Origin of the sequence: Trinickia sp. NRRL B-1857 (assembly GCF_050470685.1) — a bacterium.
Classification (GTDB): Bacteria; Pseudomonadota; Gammaproteobacteria; order Burkholderiales; family Burkholderiaceae; genus Trinickia.
In genome coordinates this window covers 1,486,026-1,509,093 of the sequence record NZ_JBFLUK010000011.1, presented here as the reverse complement: position 1 = coordinate 1,509,093, position 23,068 = coordinate 1,486,026, and the positions used below count along the sequence as shown (strand labels likewise).

Annotated in this window: 26 protein-coding genes and 1 rRNA gene; 15 read left to right on the top strand and 12 right to left on the bottom strand. The window is 61.9% G+C overall.

What is annotated here, in order from left to right; all coding sequences use genetic code 11:
• Positions 1-18: 18 nt before the first annotated feature.
• The 6 genes from rrf (at position 19) to AB1286_RS27090 (ending at position 5,138) form a co-directional block, all read left to right on the top strand.
• Positions 19-132 (top strand): 5S ribosomal RNA (gene rrf, locus AB1286_RS27115).
• A 249-nt stretch (positions 133-381) separates the two neighbouring features.
• Positions 382-681 carry a VF_A0006 family four-cysteine protein gene (locus AB1286_RS27110; RefSeq protein WP_430366302.1) on the top strand — a complete coding sequence of 100 codons (300 nt, stop codon included), beginning with the start codon at positions 382-384 and terminating at the stop codon, positions 679-681.
• Between the two features lie 72 nt (positions 682-753).
• A complete protein-coding gene (locus AB1286_RS27105) occupies positions 754-1,614 on the top strand; it encodes a glucose 1-dehydrogenase (protein ID WP_430366301.1) in 861 nt (286 codons plus the stop codon).
• 35 nt (positions 1,615-1,649) lie between these two features.
• Entirely contained in the window at positions 1,650-3,827 is a 2,178-nt protein-coding gene (locus tag AB1286_RS27100) for a VTT domain-containing protein (protein ID WP_430367333.1), read from the top strand.
• Complete coding sequence (locus AB1286_RS27095) at positions 3,824-4,630, top strand: endonuclease/exonuclease/phosphatase family protein (protein ID WP_430366300.1); 807 nt, start codon at positions 3,824-3,826, stop codon at positions 4,628-4,630. The genes AB1286_RS27100 and AB1286_RS27095 overlap by 4 nt, the downstream gene beginning before the upstream one ends.
• Before the next feature lie 22 nt (positions 4,631-4,652).
• Entirely contained in the window at positions 4,653-5,138 is a 486-nt protein-coding gene (locus AB1286_RS27090; protein ID WP_430366299.1) for a phage protein NinX family protein, read from the top strand.
• Between the two features lie 6 nt (positions 5,139-5,144).
• On the opposite strand, the gene AB1286_RS27085 is transcribed toward AB1286_RS27090, so the two are convergent.
• On the bottom strand, positions 5,145-6,308 hold the full coding sequence (locus tag AB1286_RS27085) for a metallophosphoesterase (RefSeq protein ID WP_430366298.1): 1,164 nt from the start codon (positions 6,306-6,308) through the stop codon (positions 5,145-5,147).
• A 216-nt stretch (positions 6,309-6,524) separates the two neighbouring features.
• On the opposite strand from AB1286_RS27085, the gene AB1286_RS27080 reads away from it, so the two are divergent.
• Complete coding sequence (locus tag AB1286_RS27080; protein ID WP_430366297.1) at positions 6,525-6,848, top strand: hypothetical protein; 324 nt, start codon at positions 6,525-6,527, stop codon at positions 6,846-6,848.
• 103 nt (positions 6,849-6,951) lie between these two features.
• Here the strand turns inward: AB1286_RS27080 and AB1286_RS27075 are convergent, their stop codons facing one another.
• Positions 6,952-7,536: a malonic semialdehyde reductase gene (locus AB1286_RS27075; RefSeq protein WP_430366296.1), complete on the bottom strand. Its 585-nt coding sequence runs from the start codon at positions 7,534-7,536 to the stop codon at positions 6,952-6,954.
• Between the two features lie 209 nt (positions 7,537-7,745).
• Between AB1286_RS27075 and AB1286_RS27070 the strand changes: the two genes are divergently transcribed.
• From AB1286_RS27070 to AB1286_RS27040, 7 genes are all read left to right on the top strand, one after another.
• Complete coding sequence (locus AB1286_RS27070) at positions 7,746-8,354, top strand: alpha-ketoglutarate-dependent dioxygenase AlkB family protein (RefSeq protein WP_430366295.1); 609 nt, start codon at positions 7,746-7,748, stop codon at positions 8,352-8,354.
• Between the two features lie 208 nt (positions 8,355-8,562).
• On the top strand, positions 8,563-9,114 hold the full coding sequence (locus tag AB1286_RS27065; RefSeq protein WP_430367393.1) for a hypothetical protein: 552 nt from the start codon (positions 8,563-8,565) through the stop codon (positions 9,112-9,114).
• A gap of 121 nt (positions 9,115-9,235) precedes the next feature.
• Positions 9,236-9,589, top strand: coding sequence for a DUF3564 domain-containing protein (locus AB1286_RS27060; RefSeq protein ID WP_430366294.1), 354 nt, complete (start codon positions 9,236-9,238; stop codon positions 9,587-9,589).
• Positions 9,590-10,320: 731 nt separating this feature from the next.
• A complete protein-coding gene (locus AB1286_RS27055; RefSeq protein ID WP_430366293.1) occupies positions 10,321-11,418 on the top strand; it encodes a porin in 1,098 nt (365 codons plus the stop codon).
• A 282-nt stretch (positions 11,419-11,700) separates the two neighbouring features.
• Positions 11,701-12,780, top strand: coding sequence for an NAD(P)/FAD-dependent oxidoreductase (locus tag AB1286_RS27050; protein WP_430366292.1), 1,080 nt, complete (start codon positions 11,701-11,703; stop codon positions 12,778-12,780).
• A gap of 109 nt (positions 12,781-12,889) precedes the next feature.
• On the top strand, positions 12,890-13,354 hold the full coding sequence (locus AB1286_RS27045) for a universal stress protein (protein WP_430366291.1): 465 nt from the start codon (positions 12,890-12,892) through the stop codon (positions 13,352-13,354).
• Positions 13,355-13,495: 141 nt separating this feature from the next.
• Positions 13,496-14,878 carry an amino acid permease gene (locus AB1286_RS27040; protein WP_430366290.1) on the top strand — a complete coding sequence of 461 codons (1,383 nt, stop codon included), beginning with the start codon at positions 13,496-13,498 and terminating at the stop codon, positions 14,876-14,878.
• Here the strand turns inward: AB1286_RS27040 and AB1286_RS27035 are convergent.
• The 10 genes from AB1286_RS27035 to AB1286_RS26990 all read right to left on the bottom strand — a co-directional run bounded on the left by AB1286_RS27035 (position 14,829) and on the right by AB1286_RS26990 (position 22,091).
• Entirely contained in the window at positions 14,829-15,140 is a 312-nt protein-coding gene (locus tag AB1286_RS27035) for a hypothetical protein (RefSeq protein ID WP_430366289.1), read from the bottom strand. The genes AB1286_RS27040 and AB1286_RS27035 overlap by 50 nt on opposite strands.
• Before the next feature lie 480 nt (positions 15,141-15,620).
• Positions 15,621-16,238 carry a hypothetical protein gene (locus AB1286_RS27030; RefSeq protein ID WP_430366288.1) on the bottom strand — a complete coding sequence of 206 codons (618 nt, stop codon included), beginning with the start codon at positions 16,236-16,238 and terminating at the stop codon, positions 15,621-15,623.
• 76 nt (positions 16,239-16,314) lie between these two features.
• Positions 16,315-16,932: a hypothetical protein gene (locus AB1286_RS27025; protein WP_430366287.1), complete on the bottom strand. Its 618-nt coding sequence runs from the start codon at positions 16,930-16,932 to the stop codon at positions 16,315-16,317.
• Positions 16,933-17,057: 125 nt separating this feature from the next.
• The gene (locus AB1286_RS27020; protein WP_430366286.1) at positions 17,058-17,678 is read right to left on the bottom strand and encodes a hypothetical protein; all 621 of its coding nucleotides are present in this window, start codon (positions 17,676-17,678) and stop codon (positions 17,058-17,060) included.
• A complete protein-coding gene (locus tag AB1286_RS27015) occupies positions 17,675-18,220 on the bottom strand; it encodes a phasin family protein (protein WP_430366285.1) in 546 nt (181 codons plus the stop codon). Before AB1286_RS27015 ends, AB1286_RS27020 begins: the two co-directional genes overlap by 4 nt.
• A gap of 9 nt (positions 18,221-18,229) precedes the next feature.
• Positions 18,230-19,444 (bottom strand): extracellular catalytic domain type 2 short-chain-length polyhydroxyalkanoate depolymerase, encoded by a 1,215-nt coding sequence (locus tag AB1286_RS27010; protein WP_430366284.1) that lies wholly within the window; start codon positions 19,442-19,444, stop codon positions 18,230-18,232.
• A 150-nt stretch (positions 19,445-19,594) separates the two neighbouring features.
• Positions 19,595-20,074: a hypothetical protein gene (locus AB1286_RS27005; RefSeq protein ID WP_430366283.1), complete on the bottom strand. Its 480-nt coding sequence runs from the start codon at positions 20,072-20,074 to the stop codon at positions 19,595-19,597.
• Positions 20,075-20,107: 33 nt separating this feature from the next.
• A complete protein-coding gene (locus tag AB1286_RS27000) occupies positions 20,108-20,554 on the bottom strand; it encodes a lysozyme (RefSeq protein WP_430366282.1) in 447 nt (148 codons plus the stop codon).
• Positions 20,547-21,380 carry a DUF2589 domain-containing protein gene (locus AB1286_RS26995; protein WP_430366281.1) on the bottom strand — a complete coding sequence of 278 codons (834 nt, stop codon included), beginning with the start codon at positions 21,378-21,380 and terminating at the stop codon, positions 20,547-20,549. Before AB1286_RS26995 ends, AB1286_RS27000 begins: the two co-directional genes overlap by 8 nt.
• 30 nt (positions 21,381-21,410) lie before the next feature.
• Complete coding sequence (locus AB1286_RS26990) at positions 21,411-22,091, bottom strand: DUF2589 domain-containing protein (RefSeq protein ID WP_430366280.1); 681 nt, start codon at positions 22,089-22,091, stop codon at positions 21,411-21,413.
• Positions 22,092-22,373: 282 nt separating this feature from the next.
• On the opposite strand from AB1286_RS26990, the gene AB1286_RS26985 reads away from it, so the two are divergent.
• Positions 22,374-23,060 carry a response regulator transcription factor gene (locus tag AB1286_RS26985; RefSeq protein WP_430366279.1) on the top strand — a complete coding sequence of 229 codons (687 nt, stop codon included), beginning with the start codon at positions 22,374-22,376 and terminating at the stop codon, positions 23,058-23,060.
• Positions 23,061-23,068: the final 8 nt, after the last annotated feature.

Genomic DNA, 23,068 nt, shown 5'->3' with positions numbered 1-23,068 from the left:
ACACAGCAACAAGTCATGCCTGATGACCATAGCGAGTTGGTACCACCCCTTCCCATCCCGAACAGGACCGTGAAACGACTCCACGCCGATGATAGTGCGGATTGCCCGTGTGAAAGTAGGTAATCGTCAGGCTGTTCTATTGAAAAACCCCCGATAGCACACCGCTGTCGGGGGTTTTTGCTTTGCGCGGCGGAAAATGCCTGTTCGCCAGCGCACCTCGCGCCAGTATCTCGCGCCGCGCCTACGTTGTCATTGCAACGCCGTTAGCACACAAGCGTCACGCCCCCCTTAGAACTCAGACTGGTCCGAATTTCCCCCTGCCCACCGATCCGATCGATCGCGCGGCATAGACTACGCGCCCGTTTTCTTCCCGGAGCCCGTATGTCGTGGAAAGCATTTTCGTTTGTAGCGATTTTGGCAATGCCCGTTGCGGCCGAAGCGTCACTGCGTGACAACGCGGCCTATGACGATTGCATGCTGCAATCGTTGCGCGAGAGCCGTAGCGGCGACGTAACGAATTTAATCCGTCAATCGTGCGACGCGCTTTACCGCAACGGCGCGATGCTCTTACCCCGCGACCGCAGGTACCACGAATGCATCTTGCAATCGCTGCCCGGCGTGAGAGACGAGGCCGCGGCCCAGCAAATCGTCTCGATCTGCCGTCGGCGCGGCGGACTTTGACTTGGGGCATGCCGGTTGCTCGCGGTCCTTCGTAGCCGCTGCGTTCGCGGCGCTTCAATCGAGGAGCCAACGATGACGAGCAGACCGACACCGCCGTTGCCCAATCAGCAGCAGGAGCAAGTCCCGGGTAAGACCGCACCAATGTCTCCCCAACCGGATCACGGTGAGCGGAGCTACGAGGGACATGGGCGTCTCGCCGGCAAGTCCGTGATCGTGACGGGCGGGGACAGCGGTATCGGCCGAGCGGTTGCCATCGCTTTCGCGCGTGAAGGCGCCGATGTCCTCATTGCCTATTTCAACGAGCATGACGACGCGCGAGAGACGGCACGCTGGGTCGAGCAAGCGAGCCGAAAGGCCGTACTGGTCGCAGGCGACCTCGCGCAACGCCAACAGGCGCGAGAGATCGTCGATCGCGCGGTCGATGCTTTCGGCAGAATCGACGTGCTCGTGAACAACGCCGCGCACCAGATGAATTACGAATCCGTCGAAGAGATCTCTGACGACGAATGGGATCGAACCTTCGATATCAACATCGGCGCGATGTTTCGGCTCGTCAAAGCGGCTTTGCCGCATATGAAAGCGGGTAGCGCGATCGTCAACACCACGTCGGTCAATGCCGATAAACCGCGTCCCACATTACTGCCCTATGCCACGACGAAGGGGGCAATTCAAAACTTCACCGGCGGATTGGCCGGGCTGCTGGCCGAGCGCGGTATTCGAGTGAACTGCGTCGCGCCGGGACCGATTTGGACACCGTTGATTCCAGCCACGCTGCCGCCGGAGAACGTCAAAGAGTTCGGCAAGCAAACCCCGATGAAGCGGCCCGGACAGCCGGCGGAGTTGGCACCGGTCTACGTAATGCTGGCAAGCGACGAAGCGAGCTATGTCTCTGGTGCGACCGTCGCCGTGACGGGCGGAGTGCCGATTATTTGACGGATGCTTGTTTAAAGATGACAGGCACTGCGGATATGGACGCCGCCGTTAGGACAAGCGAGGAAATACGGGAATCGAGCGCAGGCAGGCAAAGACATGGGCTGCTCGAAGCCGGGCGTAACTGCCGATCGATCGAGCATGCGGATCGATTCGCACTGCTTATCGACGGCAGTGCATATTTTTCCGTGTTGCGCGATGCGCTGCTTGCGGCGGAGCGAACGGTATTCATCGTCGGTTGGGATATCGATAGCCGGATGCGGCTCGTGCCGGGGCAAACGACCGATGGACTTCCTGCGGCGTTGGGCGAATTCTTGCAGGCGCTTTCGGCAAGGCGGCGTCGTTTGCGCATTTATGTCCTCGCATGGGACTTTGCCATGATCTACGCGTTCGAGCGTGAATGGATGCCCGTTTATCAAACGGGCTGGCGCTCGCAGCGGGGCGTCGTTTTCCGACAAGACGGAACCCATCCGCGCGGTGCCTCGCACCATCAAAAGATGGTGGTGATCGACGATCGACTCGCATTTGTCGGGGGTCTCGATTTGACGCGTTCGCGTTGGGATACGCCTTCGCATTCCGCGGACGAGCCGCGCCGCCGCGATGCGAACGGCGCGCCTTACGGGCCGTTCCACGACGTGCAGGCCATGTTCGACGGCGATGCCGCCGCCGCCATCGGCACGCTTGCTCGCGAACGCTGGCAACGCGCATGCGGCAAACGGATCGCACTGCGCGCGCATCGGGCCGTCGACCGCGATTCCGATCCTTGGCCGCTCAGTGCGAAGGTGGAGTTGCGCGATGTCATGGTCGGCATTTCGGTCACGCAGCCCCCTTATCGCATACACGATGCGGTTCAGGAAATTCAAGCGCTCACGGCCGATGCGATCGGCGCGGCGCACAGCAATATCTATATCGAGAACCAGTACTTCACGGCTGCCGTCGTGCGCGAGGCGTTGAGGGCGCAGCTCGCGCGCAACGACGGGCCGGACGTCATCGCGGTGGTTCCTCGCTTGCAGAGCGGATGGCTGCAAGAGGCGACGATGGGCGTGTTGCGTGCTCGGCTACATCGCGCACTCGTCGACGCCGATCGCTATGGCCGCTTCCGCATGTATTGTCCTCACGTCGATGGCCTCGGCAACGGCTGCGTCAACGTGCACAGCAAATTGACGATCGTCGACGATACGCTCATCACGGTCGGCAGCGCCAATCTAAACAATCGATCGATGGTGCTCGATACCGAGTGCAACGTGACGATCGACGCCAACGGCGAGGCGCGCGTCCGCGAGGCGATCGCAAATTGGCGCAATAGGCTGCTGGCGGAACATCTTGACGTCTCGGAGGACGCCGTTGCGGCGGCACTCTCGAAAACACATCGCCTCAATGGAGCCATCGCGACGCTGCAACGCACCGAGGGCCGCACGTTGCAGCCGTTCACGCCTGTCGTGACCGCCGATTTGGATGCCCTCGTGCCGGTCAACGCGTGGCTCGACCCGGAACAGCCGATCGAACCCGATGCGCTGGTGCGCGAGTTTATCCCCCAGGGCCGCCGTACGTCCTTGACCGTGCGTTTTTTTGTGCTGGGCGCACTCGTGTTGGCATTGGCTACGATGGCTGCCGTTTGGCAATTCACGGCGCTCGGCCATCATTTGAATTTGGCCGAACTCTCGCGGCTCATCAGGCGAATCGATGCGCTTCCGCTCGCGCCGATGATCGTTCTGACGGGCTATGTCGTCGCGGCGGTGGTGTCGGTGCCCATCACGCTGCTTATCGCTGCGACGGGATTAGTCTTCGGCGCCTGGCCGGGAATCGGATATGCGCTTGGGGGAACGTTGCTGTCGGCGCTGGCGACGTACGGTCTCGGCGTCTTGCTGGGCCGCGACGCCGTTCGACGCCTCGCAGGGACGCGCGCCAATCGGCTCAGCGAACGCATCGGGGCGCGAGGTATCGTCACCGTGATGATTTTACGATTGTTGCCGATCGCCCCGTTCACGATCGTGAACCTCGTTGCCGGCGCGTCGCATATCCGGCTGCGCGATTTCTTGATCGGCTCCACGCTGGGCATGGTGCCGGGCATTGTGTTGACGGTCACGTTCGCGCATCAATTGCTCAATGCGATTCGCCATCCGAGCCTGGGTTCTGTGGCCGCGATGTTGGCGATCGGTCTCGCGCTCGTAGGCATTTCGGTGATGCTGCAACGTTGGCTGGGGGGGCGCAGATGAACGCGAATCTGAACGGCCAGGCCGAGCCGATCGTCGAATCGACACCCGCTTCCGGCGAGTTCAAGCAACGCGCCGGCATCCGGCCGGAGCGCGTCTGCGAACTGCGTATCGCCACCTACAACATTCATGGCGGTTTGCCCGCTTGGACTGCGCAGTCGAGACGCCAATTGGTGGAGCGCATCGCTCGCGTCATCGAAGAGCTCGACGCGGATATCGTCGCGTTGCAAGAGGTGCCGCTCGGCGGCGCCGAAGCGCCCGATGTACTGTCCCAGCTTCGCGAGTTGAGCGGGATGTTCGCCGTGGAGGGGCCCACGCTCGATACGCCGAAACGTCGCTACGGCAACGCAGTGCTGTCCCGGTTGCCGGTGCGCATGGCGCGCACGCTCGATTTGTCGTTCCACCGCCGTGAGCCGCGCGGCGCGCTGGATGCCGACATCGAATGCGCGGGACGATTGATCCGCGTCGTTGCCACGCATCTGGGATTGTCGGCCACCGAACGCAGCGCGCAGGTGCGGACGCTGCTGACGGCCTTCGACAATAGCGAGCTACCCGTGATTCTACTCGGCGACATCAACGAATGGTTCGTACGCGGGCGAGCGCTGCGCGCTCTGGTATCGCATTTTCGGCCGGCGCCGGCGCCTCGCACTTTTCCGACGTTTTGCCCGATCTTCGCACTCGATCGCATTTGGATGCACCCCGGCGAATACTTGATGGATGTCGCGGTTCATCGCAGCGAGTTGGCCCGCCAGGCCTCGGATCACTATCCGCTCGTCGCGCGCATTCGTATGCCGGTCAATCCGTAGGCGGGTTATGAGGAGGTATGTCATGAATACGAGCGACCTAGACGGATGCGCACTCGATTATTGGTGCGCCCGTGCACTTGTCGACGGCGATGAGCAGATCGTGTTCATTCAGGTCGAGCCGAGCGTCGTCGTCACGCTGACCCACGGCGCGTTGCGCAAGCTCGCCCAGCCGTTTTCGCCGGCGACCGAGTGGGTCGACGCGCTCGAGGTCTTGGAGCGCGCTCAAGCGTTGCAATGGCAACGCGACGAGGGCGGCACGCATTGCCGCGTACGCTTTGGCGGCGCCGATCCTTGCGAGGCCGATGCGGCGCATCCGCGCGTCGCGTTGCTGCGTGCATTCGTGCGCGCGCGTTTTGGCAATGCCGTCGGCGATCGCCCCGCCGAGCCGCACGCCGTCAGGCAAGGGAAAGTGCGTCCTTACGATGCGGGCGGCGTGCCGCCGACATACGGCGACAACGCCGGCGCCGGCGACGAGATCGGCAATATCCGCTCGGTGCCGCGGCCGTAGACGCGCTTAAATCGTCGCGCCTCGCACGAGACGCAGACGCGTGATTTCCGACGGCGCGCCGAGCCGCTTGGGTGGTCCCCAGTAGCCGGTGCCGCGGCTGGTATAGACCCAGAGCGCATCGATCTTGGCGAGTCCGGCTGTGAACGGCTGCTGAAAGCGGACAAAGAAATTCCAGGGGAAGAACTGGCCGCCGTGCGTATGCCCCGACAGTTGCAGCGTGTAACCGGCGCCGGCCGCGGCGTGTGCCGTACGCGGCTGATGCGCGAGCAGCACCTTGAGGCGAACGTGACCGGGCGCTTCGGCTAGTGCAGCGGCAGGATCGCTGCGATGCGACGTGTCGAAGTGTTCGGCCGTGTAATCGGTCACGCCCGCGAGGACGAACTCGGCGCCCTGGTGTTCGAGCACCACGTGCTCGTTCATGAGCACGCGCAATCCAAGACGTTCGAACTCCGCGATCCATTGCGCCGCACCCGAGTAGTACTCGTGATTGCCCGTCACCAAGTAAGTGCCATAGCGGGCCGTGAGCCTGCCGAGCGGCTCCGTATGGCTGGCCAGCTGCGCGACGCTGCCGTCGACGACATCCCCCGTCACCGCGATCACATCGGGCTTTAAATGGTTGACGGCATCGACGATCGCCTCGACATATCGCGCTTTGATCGTCGGCCCGACGTGAATATCGCTGATCTGAACGATCGTCAGCCCCTCGAGTTCGGCGGGCAAGTCGTCGATCGGAATATCGACGGAGACGACTCGCGCGCGGCGGCGCGCATTGACGAATCCGATCGTCGTCGACAGGAGGGCCAGCGCGAGTACGCCCACGGCCGTATCGACTCGCCAACGATCCAATGCGAGCGCATGGTGCAGGAGCGCATCGACGGTCAGCGCCGAGGCGAGCACGATATCGCGCAGGAAGGTGAATACCAGCAGCGATGAAAACAAACCCATCGCGATCAGGCCAATCCATGCGATACGGTCCGCCTGTGGTTGACGTTCGAACGTTCGCGCGAGCATCCCGAGCGGGATCAAGCAACACGACAGCACGAGCGCGCAGGCGGCGAGCAGTTTGACCGGCAAGCCGACCGGTAACTCCGGGACGATTCGCAAGCCGACGTAAAGGTGCATCAGCACGCCGATCAATATCGCGCGCGTGAAAAAGGATGAGCGACGCATAGGCAGGGAAATGGGCAGGGATCTCGAGCAATCCCTGCCGTTGAACGATATGAGCCGATGCATTGTACCGGCCGCGGAGCAACGTTGCCCGATGCCCGCCCCGCAACGAGCTGAGCCGGGTTAACGGTTGTTTCCCATCTGGTGAAATGGATCTAAGCTACGAGTATTCATGATTCGATTCCCAAGCGGCTTTGGCATTCGACAGGGAGGAGGCGAATGATGAAAACGGCTAAATGGCTCCATAGACCGCATCGCCCTCACCATCTCGGTTACGAGGGCAGCCATGTCATGTTGCCGCTCGTGGTCCTCTCGCTGATGGCGCTCGTCGTCTATTACCTTGTCCGTAGCTTCGATTTGCTGGAAATCAGCCGTAGCGCCTTGTTCGACGTCATGATGGTCTTTGTCGCACTGGGAATCGCCGGGCTTTTCGGCGTGGCGGGTGCGTGGCTGCGTTCGGACGGCGACGGCAAGAACGAAGGCTTTTGCTTCGTCGGCGCATTGATCGGCGCGATCGTTTTTTACGTCGCGTTATTTAGCTGAGCGGTAGGTTTCGGTGCGCCGACGCCCACTTGGGCGAGGGGGCGGGCATGTTTTCGAGGGGCACGTGTCCGGACCGGAACATGCCCCGATTACGAAGGGGCGCTTATTCGATACGAGCCGCTTCGTCGAATGAAAAGCGCGGGTTGCGCGGAGGCAGTTTTGTGCGATCGCCGTAGCCGAGGTTGATCAGGAAGTTCGACGTGACGGTCGTTCCCGCGAAAAACGCCTCATCTACTTTGGCGGCGTCGAACCCGGACATCGGGCCGGCGTCCAAGCCCAATGCCCGTGCCGCCATGATCAAATAGGCGCCTTGCAACGAGGCATTGCGAAACGCCGTGCTTTGGATCGCTTGCGCGTTGCCGGCGAACCAGCTCCGCGCATCCGTGTGCGGAAAGAGTTTCGGCAGCTGTTCATAGAACGCCATATCCATGGCGACGATCACGGTGACGGGCGCCGCCATCGTTTTCTCGACGTTGCCGGCCGAAAGTGCCGGCTTCAGCTTTTCCTTTGCCTCGGCCGATTTTACGAAGACGAAACGGGCGGGGCTGGAATTGGCCGATGTCGGGCCCATTATCGCCAGGGCGAATACTTGCTTGAGGAGAAGGTCGTCGACGGGCTTAGCCAGCCAGGCGCTGTGCGTACGGGCTTCGCGGAAGAGTTGATCGAGAGCGGCGTCGGAAAGGGACATGTTCGACGAAAGGCGGAGCCAAGAGTTAAATCGGGTCAATGATAGCGGTGCAAGCGTTCGCTTGCAGCAGCCGGAGCGACGATTTCCGGCGCATTGCACCCGCAATGAGGCAGCAAGATTTCCGAAGCGCTTGCCTCGCTCTTCGGGTGACATTGAAGCCGTGAGTGGGGAAACGATAATCGGCCTCGGGCCGTCAAGGTATCGCGTAAATGATCGATGACATGTTCGGTGGAATGCCTCAAGTCGATATCGACTGGCATCCGCATTGGTTGTCGCCTGAGGAAGCCACGCTCGCGCTGGATGCGCTGCTCGAGGAAGTTCAATGGAAACAGGACCTCATTCGCACGCCCGGCGGCATCAAGCCGCTGCCGCGTCTCACGGCTTGGCAAGGCGATTCGGGAGCGGTCTACGTCTACTCGGGCATCCGCAATGAGCCGCTGGCTTGGACGCCGACGGTTCAGGCCCTCAGGTCGCTCGCCGAAGCCACCTGCGAGACGCGCTTCAATAGCGTGCTGCTCAATCGATATCGAAGCGGCGAGGACAGCATGGGATGGCACGCCGATCGTGAGCCCGAGCTCGGTGCGCAGCCCGTGATCGCCTCGGTGAGCCTTGGTGTCGCGCGGCGTTTCGATCTGAAGCATCGCGCGACCGACACGATGCGCTCGTTCGAATTGACGAGCGGCAGTCTGTTGGTCATGCGAGGGCAGACGCAGCAAGAATGGCGACACCGTATCGCCAAGGCTCCCGGGCTGCGCGGGGAGCGAATAAATCTGACTTTTCGCTTTGTCACCCCGATAGAGAAGAGCCCCCGACGCTAAACGTTGGGCGCTAGTGGAACTATAAAAGTAATAAGTTTTTATGCGCATAAACTTTTTCGACAATCGGCGCCATCAGGTCCCTTAGTGGGGAAGATATGGCGGATCGTGCCGATACTCTCTCGCCGTCGCGGAGGGCGGCCGCCTTATGCTGACCGCATCTTGGTCGGCTGCGAGCCGATCGGTCCGATTCTCGAAGGAACACCCGCGCATGAAGATTCCTCTCATCCTTGGCGCGACGGCGCTCGCCGTCTCGACGGCCGCGCTCGCTCAACGGCCGGCCGTTTATCCTCTGCGCAGCCAAACCGCGGCGACGCAGGGGCTAGACAATGCCTATTGTTATTGGCAAGCGAGGCGGGAGACGGGCGTCGACACCGTCCGGCAATCGCAGCGTCCCACGCGCACGAAACCGCTTCAGTTCGCTGCCGACGGAGGCAAAGGTGCGAGCGAGCCCCCGTTGCCCGCGCCGCATGCCGGGCCGGCCAGCACGACCTCCGCAGGGAAGCCGGTTTCGCATGAGGCCGAAGTCTCCGCGGCGGCGAGCGCCGGTGCAGCATCGATCCCCGCAGCCCGCTCCGGCCGGGGCGATGCGGGCGGCGCCGGCGGTGCTTCAGCGCAGACGGCGGCGGCGCCAGGCTCGGCGGGCGCGGCATCCGGCGCGTCCCCGGGGCTTCCGCCGCTGCCGCCGCCCGAACCGCCGATGGAACGATATTGGCAAGCGTATGGCGACTGCATGCAAGGCCGAGGCTACGGCGTGCAGTAAAGCGCTTTGCATGGAACAGGCGCGGGTGACCGGTTTCGTACCCGCGACGTTTCGTTGCCTTGCAATCGACTCCCTGCGACATAGACTTTATTGCTTACAGGACATCGTGGGGGAATAGGAGATGCGTTTGACCATTCTGATTAACGGTTCTGATCCCACCGTCAATCACGATTACGCTGTGCTTTGGCTCGATACCGAGGAACGCGTCTGGTCTAGAGAGTCGCATGACGGGATCGACCTTCCGCCCTGGGGAGAGTTGCGGGACGAGGGCGATGTAACGAAGTTGTGCGCGCCGACCGCGGAACAACCGCTATGTACCCTGCTGGGGTTGCACGTCGAGCGCGATTACCCGACAGCGGCGCAGGGCGGGGCGCAGTGGTCTTGTGGCTCGATCGGCCCAACCGACGGCGTATGGCGCCTGCAAGCGGTCGAGAAAAAGCAGGTTCAACCGGAGCACAGTGTCTTTAGACGGTAAGTCGTCCGTCTTGCGAACGCTGCGCGTGTGAAAAATGTCTTACCGTTCGTTACGAAATCCCCCGAACGGCATTTCGTTTAGGTATAGTCGGCCTTGGCTATCTCGAGGCCAACCCTCCTAGGCCCGTTCGGCTTTTCGCCGACGGGCCGTCTTTTTGTCCGCGCTCCGTTCGCTCCGATCTCCGTCCTCGTATCCATCCCTCCTAGAACTGGGTGGTGTGCGATCGCGCGAGCTCGGGAAAAATAGCGGTTTCGCAGCCGTGCCGCAGCAGCCGTCTTACTATTTCCCGAGGCAGTGCCTGCGATGTATTTCAGCGTCTCGATGCCGCCGCTGAAGCGGCACCCCCGCCCATGCGAAGCGCTCATGCATGGGCGCCGGCTCAGTGCTCCCTGCCTTCCGGTCATGACCGCCATATGAAAAGCGTTGCGATTTTGCAACTGCCGTTCGGTCAAAACGACCGCTTCCCCTCAGTCCGACTCGACCCCCTACCACAAAACAAATCCGTTCAAAAACAATGATCTAGGGGTTTTTCCTAGGTTGATTGTTTCAGATGGCGCAAGAATGTGTTGTGTGATCCGCGTATACCCTAGCTAGGGTCGGCACGTAGACTCGGCCCTCATCGGACGGGTCAATTGGTTTGATCGCGTAGCTGCTTGAGAAGCGGCGTCGAGGGTCGATCCGTCTATTCCGAAATCTGGCAGTGAGCCAGTTTTATAAAAGGGACTTCTCAAATGAAAAAAACCCTGGTCGTCGCAGCGGTTTCCGCCTCTTTCGCAGTCGCAGCACATGCACAAAGCAGCGTCACGCTCTACGGCGTGATCGATGCAGGTCTGACGTACACGAGCAACGTCGGCGGTAGCTCGAACTGGCAACAAAACTCGGGCGGCGTCGATCAAAGCCGCTTCGGTCTGCGCGGTTCGGAAGACCTCGGCAATGGTCTGAAGGCAATCTTCAACCTCGAAAGCGGTTTCAACCTGAACAACGGCCGTTACGCAAACAACGGCGGCCAGTTCAACCGTCAATCGTACGTTGGTCTGTCGAGCAACTACGGCACGGTCACGCTGGGCAAGCAATACGACGCAGCGCAAGACTTCCTGGCTCCGCTGAGCGCAACGGGTAGCTGGGGCGGCACGCAGTTCGCCCACGTCGGCAACCTCGACAACCTGAGCACGAACGGCGGCAACTCGGTCAACAACTCGATCAAGTTCACGAGCGCGAACTACGCTGGCTTCACGTTCGGCGGCACGTACGGCTTCTCGAACCAAGCCGGCGCATTCGCGAACAACCGTGAATACAGCCTCGGCGCGGCTTACCAGTACCAAGGCCTGCGTGTGGCGGCTTCGTACGCTCAGCTGAACAACCCGTTCGGCAACACGGTCGGCGCAACCGACAACGCAGCGACGATCGCGAACGGCAACTTCCGCGATCGTACGTACGGCGTGGGTGCTTCGTACGCTTTCGGCCCGGCGCAAGTCGGCGCTGTTTGGACGCAAACGCGTCTGGACAACTTCCTGGTTGCGCAATCGCTGCGTCAAGACAACTATGAAGTCAACGCCAAGTACAACCTGACGCCGGCTCTGGGTCTGGGCGTTGCTTACACGTTCACGGACCAACAAGGTTCGGGCTTGGCGAACGGCTTCTCGGCTCGCTTCCACCAAGTCGGCGCGCAAGCTGACTACTCGCTGTCGAAGCGCACGGACGTCTACGCTCAAGTTGTGTACCAACACTCGAGCGCAGCTGGCGCATCGATCTACAACGGCACGTTCGGTGGTGTGTCCACGTCGGACAACCAAACGGCTGCTACGGTTGGCCTGCGTCACCGCTTCTAAGCCGACAGTCTCGGCTTAGTCGTCGCAAGAACGGCGCTGCTACCGCGGCGCCGCGCATTGCGGATGAACCCCACGTTTTCCGGAACGTGGGGTTTTTTCTTGTGCGTCATATCGCCGCTTCGGCGATGCTTCTCCCTACTCGCCGGCGGGCCACTGCCGCGACCGGTCGGGGTTCTCCCTATACTTGATCTCGTCAAGCGTGCACGCGCTAACTGTGCCGTGCACGTCCGATGCATGGGCCTCATCGGGGCCTTCGTCATCATCATCGAAGAGGTAGGAACCATGAGTGAAGCAGCGGCACCGAGGGAGGACGAGGTCCTTCGCACCGACGTCGTCATCATCGGCGCGGGACCAGTAGGGCTTTTCGCAGCGTTCGAAGCCGGCGTCATCGGCTTGTCGTGTCATATCGTCGACGCGCTCGAGCAAGTAGGCGGCCAGTGTATCGAGCTGTATCCCGATAAGCCCATTTTCGACATCCCGGCCGTCCCGGTGTGCACCGCGCGGCAACTGATCGACCGCCTCTCGGAGCAGTGCAAGCCGTTTTCTCCGCCGATTCATCTCGGGCATCGGGTCATGACCGTGGAGCGCATCGAGCAAACGCAACGTTGGCGCGTCAGTACCGACCGCGGCCTTGTGTTCGATACCGCAGCGGTGCTGTTATCGGCCGGCAACGGTGCGTTCGTGCCGCAGCGTGTGGGCCTGCCCGAAGCGCAAGCGCTCGAAGAGCGCTATGTTCACTATGCCGTGCGCAAACGGGCAATGTTCGCCGATCAACGCGTCGTCGTGGCGGGCGGGGGCGATTCGGCGTTGGACTGGGCACTTTCGCTGCGCGGCTATGCGAAGCACGTCACGCTCGTGCATCGACGCAATGCGTTTCGCGCAGCCGACGCCACCGTGCAGGAGGTCAAGCGCGCAGTGGCCGCCGGCCAGATGGATCTCGTCATCGGTACGCTCGCCACGTTGAACACCACGGAGGACGTACTACGCTCGATCGAGGTCAAGACCCTCGATGGAAGCTTGACGATCGAGGCCGACCATCTCATCGCACTGTACGGCCTCGTAGCGGATCTCGGGCCGATCGCTCAATGGGGGCTCGATGTGCGGGCCGGGCGAGTTGCCGTGGATACTTCGTACTACGAAGCGTCGGTGCCGGGCATTTTCGCCGTCGGCGACATCGCGATTTATCCCAACAAGCAAAAGCTCATTTTGTCGGGCTTTCACGAGGCTTCGCTTGCCTTGCGCAAGGCATACGCCTACGCGTTCCCCGATAAGAAGCGCGTGCATGTCCACTCGAGCTACGACGCCGGCTTGTCTGAACGCATCCTCGGCACGCCCGCGACGCAGGAGCCAGCGCACTCCTAATTTCGACAGTTGATCTGAGCCGCATGTCGTCGCGATACTTCATCGGATGGCTAACGACTCGCAAGCCGCCACGCGACCGAGTGGCCGGCGTCAATCCTGGAGGACGGAAATGTACCAACGGATCTTAGTCCCCGTCGACGGTAGCGAGGGCGCGCGGCACGCGCTCGACGAAGCTCTGAAACTCGCGCGCCTCTCCGGCGCGCAACTGCAAGCGGTGTATGTTCTGCAACATCCCACGCAGGTAGTCGATGTGGCGGCGGGATTCGTGGAACAGGTCCAAACGCGCGATACGTCGAGCGCGACAGCGACCGCCGTACTGGCCGATGCGCGCGAGCAAATGGCGCCGTTCGGGGTGACCGGAACGGTACGCGCGATCGACGCCTACGGCGAAAACTTGGCGGCGGTGCTCATGCGCGCGATCGATGAGTTCGACGCCGACGTCGTCGTCATGTACTCGCACGGGCGCAGCGGGATTCGGCGGCTCTTCGCGGGGAGCGTGGCCGAGTCGTTGCTGCACGAAACGACCGTCCCACTATTGCTACTGCGCAACGGAGCCGATTCCGAAACCGAATAGCGGGCTATTGCGGCGTGGGGCCGGAAGCGAAAGTGCGGGTTGACCTGAATTGGTGCGTGTTCAATGGCTAGCTAGAATGATGGGTTTTGCCCGGGCGATCACGAGTCGATCGGGCCATACCATCAGGAGAGGAGGTCTGTTTTGACGCGTCCCACCGAGCACGACGGTTTACACCGCGGGCTAAAGAATCGTCATATCCAATTGATCGCGCTCGGCGGCGCGATCGGCACGGGGCTCTTTCTCGGCTCGGCCAGCGTCCTAAAGGCGGCCGGCCCTTCCATGATTCTCGGTTACGCGATCGGTGGCTTCATCGCCTTCATGATCATGCGTCAACTCGGCGAGATGGTGGCGCAAGAGCCCGTGGCCGGCTCGTTCAGTCACTTTGCGCACAAATATTGGGGCGACTTCGCCGGCTTTCTATCCGGCTGGAATTATTGGGTGCTCTATGTGCTCGTCAGCATGGCGGAACTCACTGCGGTGGGCACCTACGTACACTTCTGGTGGCCTGCCGTACCCACTTGGGTCTCGGCGCTCGTGTGCTTCGTCGCCATCAATGCGGTGAACCTCGCTAACGTGAAGGCCTACGGGGAGACGGAGTTTTGGTTCGCGATCATCAAGGTCGTGGCCGTGATCGGCATGATCGTCTTCGGCGTGTATTTGCTCGAAACGGGGCGAGGGGGACCGCAAGCGTCGATTTCCAATTTGTGGCGCTACGGCGGATTCTTTCCTCATGGTTTCAACGGCCTGTTCATGACGCTGGCCGTCATCATGTTTTCGTTCGGCGGGCTCGAACTGATCGGGATCACGGCAGCGGAAGCCGACGATCCGCGTCGCACGATCCCGAAAGCCGTCAATCAGGTCCTCTATCGCATCTTGATTTTCTATATCGGATCGCTCGTCGTCCTACTCGCGCTGCATCCGTGGAATGAGGTCGCGCAAGGCGGGAGTCCGTTCGTCATGATCTTCTCGCAGATCGGCGCCGGGCTCACGGCGAACGTGCTCAATCTCGTCGTCTTGACGGCCGCGCTGTCCGTCTACAACAGCTCCGTCTATGCGAACAGTCGCATGCTCTACGGCCTGGCCGAACAAGGCAACGCGCCGCGCGCGCTGCTCAAGGTCGATCGGCGCGGCGTGCCCTACGTCGCCATCGGTTTGTCGGCGGCCGCAACGTTCGCGTGCGTCATCGTCGACTACTTGATGCCTGCGCGTGCGCTCGACGTATTGATGGCGCTCGTCGTCGCCGCGCTCGTCATCAATTGGGCCCTCATCAGCCTCACGCATTTGAAGGCGCGCAAGGCGATGGTGGCGGCGGGGCAGGAGCTCGTCTTCAAATCGTTCGCTTATCCCGTGGCCAACTGGATCTGCCTTGCGTTCATGGCGATGGTGCTCGGGATCCTTGCGTTCACGCCGGGATTGTCCGTCTCGGTCTGGCTCGTGCCCGTATGGCTCTTGGTGATGTGGCTCGGGCATGCGGCTAAACGGCGCTCGAACTCCGCGTTGCCGGCCGGAGCCGGCGGCCGCTAAGCTCGCGTCCCGCGCACGGCGCCGTCTCGGCCCTGGGCGCGCGCTTGCGAAGGCGCGTCGCGCCATGATGGGGCGCCCGGGTCCGGGGCCGTGTCGTGGCGTGGCCTTGCGGCAACCGCTCGCGCGTGACGGCCTCGATCGCTTCCGCAAAGCGCTGTAGCGCCGGCAGCGAGCCGCATACGCTGTGGTAGGTTTGACTGCCGATGCGCGCATCGAGCAGCACTTGCAGGCCCGCTTGCCGGGCCAATTCGATGATATCCATGGCACGCCTCCCCGTTAGGCGTTGACGCAACGCATAGCGTTGCGAAACCGGCTGAATTCGTCGCCGCGCCGCGCGATGCATCGTCCGCACCCGCGGTGCCGAGTATCCAGCCGGCATCCCCGCTCGCTTGTTTTCGTTTTGTGCTGGCGCCATTGACGCACACGATCATGAGAAAACGTCGAAACGGCCGATTTCATTCCTGCCGTGACTCGTATGCCCATTGTCGTGCTCCCCGCCACGCCGCGAATGTGCGCGGGCGTACCGCCCTGCGCTTATCGTCGTTCGCTCGTTCATTCGCGAAGGCCGCACTGCTCCTCGCCGGCGCCATGGAGCGCCCCCCGTGTCCATGTTCGTTGCCATTCGTGTGACGAATGGTAGTCGACGCGGTGCGTGCCTGACAGCGTGGTAACTACCTATGCTCCGGGCCCGCTCGCCACGGCGAGCGGGGACTCGAGCGGGGTAGACGCCGGGCGGCGGCGTTCAGCCCATCACGACATTGGTCAACTCGAATCGATACGGGACGGCCGCCGTGCCGCCGCCGCCGCCGGTCATGACGATATCGGCGCTGGCGATGCCGAGCAGCGAAAGCTCAGTATTGATATCGGATAGCACGGCCGAATTCATGAGTTTGCCTTCCTCGATTTGCGATGCCGTGCCGATCCACAGTGTGGGTTTGAATTCGAAGACGGCCTTTTGTCCCGGGGCGATGCCGGTCTTCGTCGACAGCAGCCGGCCGTCTTTGAAGATGGAGGCATTGATGGCCCCCGCGCCGAGGTCGTTACGCACTTGCACTTCGCGCGATGTCGATGCGCTGCCGCCGGCGGCGAGTATATTGCCGGAGTGCGAGCGCGTGACGGTAAAGAGTTGGCCGTTTTGCGCCGCTTTTTGCGGCATGAAATTGCCGTCCGAATCGCTGGCCGTTACCGTCGTCGCCATCGGAAACACGAACGGGTGGTTCGCGCCGCGGCCGCAGTTCGAAATGACTTTCCATGCCACTGCCAGTTCGTCGAAGTCCGTGGAGACGTTCTTTTGAAATACGACAATTTGCGAATTGTTGACGTCGTTCGACAAGTTGATGAAGTTGAGTTTGATGTCCATCGCTAACCCTGCCTATTGATTGTTTGTCGATGTAAGTCGAGCGGCCCGTTTAGCGCGCCGCCGATTGCACGGTGCGTTACGCCATGACGACGTTTTCGAGCCGGAAAGCGAACGGCAGCGACGTGGGGCCGGGACCGCCGCCGGTCATCACGATATCGGCGCTCTTGATGCCGAGCAGGGAGACTTCGGTATTGATGTCCGACATCACGGCCGAATTCATCACCTTGCCCTGTTCGACCTGGGAGGCCACGCCGATCCAAATCGTGGGCTTGAACTCGAAGACGGCTTTTTGTCCGGGAGCAATGGACGTTTTGATCGCGAGCGGCGTGCCGTCTTTGTAGATCGTCGCGCCTACCGCGCCTTGCGGTAGATCGTTGCGCACCTGGACCTCTTTACTGGAGCCCGGCTGCGAAGCGAGCTGCATGACATCCCCCGACGGTGCGCGCACGACCTGGAACACTTGGCCGTTCGTCGCGTCTTGCTGCGGCATGTAGTTTCCATAACTGTCGCTCGTGCTGACGGCCATCGCCATCGGAAAACGGAACGGATGATTGTCGCCCTGACCGCAATTGCGAATGACTTTCCAGGCAACGTGCAACTCGTCGAAATCGGTCGACACGTTTTTCTGGAAAATGACGATGCTCGAATTGTTGGCGTCGTTCGAGCGATTGACGAAGTTCAATTGAATGTCCATCTACAGCTCCTGATCAAAAAGCGGCAATCGGTTTGCCGCGTACCTAACCGCCGGCCCACGCGAGCGCGGGTCGTCGAACCTTTAAATCGACTACGGGAACTGCAATCCGGGCGGGCGTGCCGGTGCTACCGGCGTGAGACGTTTTCGAGTTCGAATTGAAACGGCCGAGCGTTTTCGCCGCTGCCGCCGCCTGTCATCACGATGTCGGCCGATGCGATCGCGCCGAGTTCGAACGGCGTGTTCGCGCTGGAGATCACAGCCGAGGCGAGCGCGCGGCCTTCTTCGATTTGCGAGCCGACCCCGATCCAAAGCGTCGGCGCAAAACGGAACACGGCTTTTTGTCCCGGCGCGACGGCCGATTTGGCAGCCATCAAACGGCCCGCGACGAATGCATTGACGTTGACCGCACCACGCCCCATTTGATTGACGACTTCAATGTCGCTATGGACCGTCCCTTCGGACGAGCGCGACAGACGCGGCCGTCCGCCAGCGTGCGCGGCGATTGCAAGGCGGGTACCGTTTCCGGCGGGCACGCGCGGCGAGAAGTTGCCGTAATCGTCGCCGAGGGCGATCTCCACCTCGTTCGAATAGCTGAACGGATGTATGCAATCGCGGCCGCAATAGCGGATGACATGCCAGGCGATCGCCAACTCATCGAGGTCGGGAACGACGTCGCGTTGAAACAGCACGACTTCGCTGTTGCCGCAATCGTTCGACCGATTGATGAAGCGCAGTGCGATGTTCATGGCGCCCCCGCCGTGTCGTCGTCGCTATCGAGCTGGGTTTCCGCCCACTGCACGAGCGCGGCCGGCATACCCACCGCGAGCGAAGAGAGATGAGCCGCATAGGCGCTTGCCTGGCTGTGCATGTCGCCGAGGAGCTTCGCGGCGAGCATCGACGTATCTTGCAGATTTCGGCAGCGTTCGAGGCCCTCGAGATATTCCGCCGTAGCGGTCGTGAGCGCGCTCGCGTGCTGCGTCTGGCTTTGCGTCATGCGCGAGGCGAAATCGGCTTGGATCTCGGCAAGGGCTTTGATCGATGCCGCCGCGCCTTTCAACTGAAGCTGCGTGCGCTCCTTTCGCCAGCCGTCGTCGATCGCCGACTGCATCGCGTCGGCGTAATGGCGGCCCATGTGTAAAGCCGCTTTCGTCAGGTTCTTCCAGACGTTTGCGTTCGGCATGACACCGGCGGTTTGCAGCGACGCGTGCGTTTCGGAGGCGAGTTTATCGGCGAGGTCCAGCGCGGCTTTGTGCGCGCTCTCCCATTGCGCAATGACGGCGGTCAGCATGGCAAATCCTTATCGAGTGGACGTGGTGGGAGAAGCGTGCAGGCGCTCGATCATTTTCATGACCGCTGCCATTTGCGGCGCCTCGCGCGTGAAGAAGTCGGGATGGCTTGCGTCATCGCTCGTATAGCCCCAAAAATCCCAACATTCGAGCGGATTGCTCGGCGAACCGCGATCGGACGAGGCGATCTGGGGATAGAGCACGATGATCCGGTTGGTGTCGGCGAATTCGTTGTAGCCGGTGTCTCTGACGAATCGTAGGTCGACCTTATGGACGTTTTGCAGACAGCCGTGAAAGACGACGTGCACGGCGCAGCCCTCGGCTTCGCAGCTTGGCGGCACGTAGACGTAGCCGGTTCGCGCGAGCGAGGCGCGTCGATCGCGATCGAATTCGGTTTGATCGAAGGCCACGAGCTCTCCCGTCGCCTTCGCCGCGGGGGCGTTGAGCGGTGCGCCTGCCTTGCCGTAAATCCACTTCAGGATTTCGTGCGACTGCTCGACGCCGCAGCCGTTGATGAACGGCGCTTTATTCGAGTCGCACGCGATGTCGTCCGTGCGGTTCGTCAGCAGCGCATGTCCCGCGTTCGGCAACTTTTGATAGTCGATGTCCCGGCTAGGCACGCCTGCCAGCTCGTAAAAGCGCGCGGCCTGATCGACGACTTTGGTGAAGACGACCGTATCCTTCGCCCCGCTGAACAGATAGATCCTCTGGCGTTTGAGGTTCGCCGGATCGTCGATGAGACCCTGTCCCGCGAACGTTCGCGCATCCTTGTAGGCGATCTCGGCTTTCGGTGCCGGCCCGAGCGGTTGCATACAAGACGTCACGGCGGCAAGCGAAAGCGGTGTCACCCCGGAGGCGCCCGCGCAGTAAAACTCGCCGCCCGCGACGATGCCGGCGCCGATCAATTTGCTCGAATAGGCAACGTCGAACTGGGCCGCCATGAATGCGCCGGACGACAAGCCCGACACCGAAGTGCGCGACAGATCGGCCGCATAGCCCTTTAGCGGCGGCGCCTGTGTCTCTTGCGCAAGGGCCGCCTTCGATACGAGCGCGACGAAGGCGAAGCCGATCGCCGCTACGCACGCGATACGGCGTATCGTCCTCCCCGTCGATGCGTGCGAGGCGCCGGCCGCGTGCAGCCGGCGGATCGCTTCGAGACGTGCGGAACCGCTTACTGGGTACGTGCGCTGCGATGGCCGATGCCGGTATTCGGAGATGGATTTCATTTAGGATTCCTATTTAATTGTTCGACTTCTGTTTCGATGTCCATGTCGATAAGGTACGGGGATTCGGCGCTGTACCCTATAGGGCGGATGGGCCACCCGTCTTCCCATGACTTCCGTACGATGTACTCGAGTCGCCGGACGTCGAACCGCTCATCGCGGCGATGCGACGCAATAAGTCAGCGCGATAAAGGTTTTCTTATCTGCCGTTGCGAGGGCAATCGGCTCGTTGGCGCGCGAGTAGATCAAGCGCAAAGCACCGCGCGGGCCGTATCCGCTATCGATATCGGCGGCTAGCCGGTCGCCGTCGACGATCCCCGCCCGGCTCTTACCCGAGAACATGACAGGGCGCGTTTGAGGATCGTCCCATTCTGCCGAGTCGGCCGATAAATAGAGCGACGGCGGCAGCCTGCGCTGTCCATACATGCTTTCGAGCGTGGTCGTGAGTCGCGCGGCGCAAGGCGCGCAAAGCTGTGGCTGCTGTTGTGCGACCAGCGATTGCGCGAGCTGTTCGACTTCGGCTCGACAAGTCGGCGGCGAATCGGCATGCGCCGTGCCGATCAGCATCGCGGCAAAGGCTGCGGCGAGGGCGAACGGGATGCCGCCCGCGCGTGAGGTAGGTTGTGCGTTCATGGGATGGCTCCGAGGGTAGGGAAGGAATCGATCTCACGAGCGAAACAGCGCGCGTTCGGCTTGGCGGCGTTTCGTCAGCCCGGCGAGCGGCTTGCCGCCGGCCTTGTTCCAGACGAGGAATTGATCGGCGGCTCGATCGAACTGCCCCGCGTTCAAGCAGCGCAGCAACGTCGACGATTGCAACCGTCCCGGCCCCAGGTTGAAGACGAAGCCCATCAGCGCATCGAACTGCTGTTGGGTGAGCGCGACGCGTACGAGCTTGCGCAGGGCGAGTTCGTGGCTGCGTAAATCCTTCTTCAGCAAGCTTTCGGCGGCGGCCGTCGTCAGCGGCGCATCGAACTTTTCGTGCGGTAGGATCAGGTGGCCGTAACCGATCGTCGGTTTGCCGACGGCATCGAGATAACGGCGAAGGCGTAGGCCCTCGAACCGTTTGATGAGCTCGATGCCGTCCTGGCCCGTGTGTTCGGGGTGTTCAAGCATGGGTATTCTCCTCGTCGGTCGGCGCGCCGCGCTTCGGGCGCGGTACGAGCCGATGCGTGTACTCGTCGATGACGCGCATGATCGCGTCGGGGGGATCCAGTGCGGCGAAGTGCATCTCGATGTCGATGTGCTCGGTATCGCGCTCGCGTCCCGAGCTCTCCCCCGCGCGCTTGGAGGGTGGGGCCAGCGTGACGTGGAAACGCGCCCGATGATCGCCGCCGTCGAGCGGCATGGCCTCGGCGAAATCGCCGCGCACGGTCAAATGCACGACCATCTTTTCCAACGCGAGCCCGCGCGGCGTCGCCAGCGCCACGAGCGGCACGGGCATCGTATGTTCCGCGTCGAGTTCGACGTCGACCGAACGCGCGGTCAAGAGCCCCTCGTCGTTCGAATCGAAGAACGTATCGAGCACGCGCGTGTACTGCTGGGCCAGCAACTGGTTGGCGCTCGCGGCGGCGTGTTGCATGCCGCGGGCGATTTCGTCGAGCGCCAAGCCGCGCGGCGGCGCGGGCGGGCTTGACGGCGGTTCGGCCGGTGGGCTCGGCGCACCAGGCGGTGGACCGCTGGGCGGTGCGCCGGATGCGGCATGCGAGCCGGGAGCCGCTTGCGTTGGGTGCGTTGGTTGCGTGGCTTGCGAAGCGGATGGCGACGCGGCTTCGTCGGTGGCTTTGGCCGCACTGGGTGCCCGTGGCGCCGATGCAGGGCCGTCCCATGTTTGCCACGAATCCGCGTCGTCGGCTGCCGGCGATTGCGACGGCGCGGCTTGCTGCGCTTGCGGCGCATGAGGCTGGTCATTCGTGCGCCGGCGCCTGAAGAGCTTGAACATGGAGATCTCCGCTACGCAAGGACGGCCGGTTTAAGGCGTCGTGCTTGCCGTTTGCGGTTGCGCGTTGCCCGATCCCGCGGCGGCATCGCTCTTCGGACCGACGAGCGTACCGTCGGTGGGCGTCGGCGGCAGGGGTTGCGGGTTCTTCGATTTGTCCTCGGTCACGACGGGTTTGGTGGCGGCATCGGTCAAGAAATCGATGACCCGCATCAGCGCCTCGGGCGGCGGCTGGCGACGCACCTGCGTATGAATCGAGTATTTGGCGCGCGTATCCGTGCTGCGTGTTTGTTCGGCCTTATGCGAGACGCGGCCCGAAATGCTAACGCTGACCGGACCCCACCCGAGCTTGGCTTGGAATTCGCCCCCCGCTTCCGTGGACGACGACGATTTCTCCGATTGTGTGATCTCTAGCTCGAAATCGATCGTCCCTTCTTCGATGGCAATGATGGGATGAACAATGGCCGCTAACAGCGGAATGCGCATCGTTTTTTGCACGACGCCCTTGGAGACGCCATTTTCGTCGACGAGCGATTCGTCGTAATCGAACTGCACGGCGACGGCTTTACCGCCTTGAATGCAGACATGCATCAAAAAATCGGCGTAGCTTTTGGCCGCTTGGGTTTGCGCCGTAATCATCGCGTTCAAGGGGCCCGCAATCATTTGGTCCATCGGTAATGCGTTGATCACCGACCCGATAAAATTTGCTTCCATGAGAAAAACCCCTCCGTGTTAGAAATGGCGCAGCGTCAGTTCGCTGACGTTGTTCACTTTACGGGGTTCGAGTAGATGAACGAAGGGGCCGCAGGTCATGGCCGGAGACACAGGACTATTGCGCTGCGCTGGGCCGCGCTGCCACGGGCCTTTAGGATTAGTACGTCGGTCATGGATCTTCGGTGCTAGTGCGCACCGAGGAAAACGGCGGTAAAAAGCAACCGAATGAGATGTGTTAGGCGTCGTTAATAGAACATCTCGCTACCGAGGGAAGCGCATAACATGAACGTCCTGATGATCGATAGTCTGCCCCTTTTCGTAGCTGGAGTCGCCGATGCGCTCCTTAAGCTCGATAAAGATTGGAAAGTCTGGTCCGCGGAAAATCCCGACGATGTTTATCGGGTGCATGACGAATTACTCGGCGATGGTATCGATGCCATTACTCTAGAGTGGGATGACGACGCGGCTCGCGTGGGATGGCCGACGGTATTGCCGAACGTTTTCGGCACGGTGCCTTGGTTATTCGTCGTGCGCAACGGAGGGCGCCACGCTATCGCGGATGCATTGCTAGCGGGGGCGGCGGGTGTCGTCGAGCGACATGCGACGGCCGAGGAATTCGCGCTCGCGCTTAAGCAGGTCGCCTCCGGCGCGATATACGTGCCGTCGCGTTATCAAGACGACGGCGAGCCGTGCGCACGCACGGGCCTGGCGCTCGGCGAACGGCGGCTCGATCGACTGACGCCTCGTCAACTCGAAGTGCTCAGGCTGCTCGCGCAAGGGAAATCGAATAAGCAGATCTGCCGGGCGTTGAACGTCGCCGAGGGTACGATCAAAAATCATCTCTACGCGCTATTTCGACAGATCGGCGTCAGCAATCGGACAGAAGCGGCGCTATGGCTCGCTCGGCGCATCTCGGGGGAAGCCGTGCGGCTGCCGCTGCCGCGGGCCGCTTTTGCCGGAGCCGAGTGAGCCTAGCG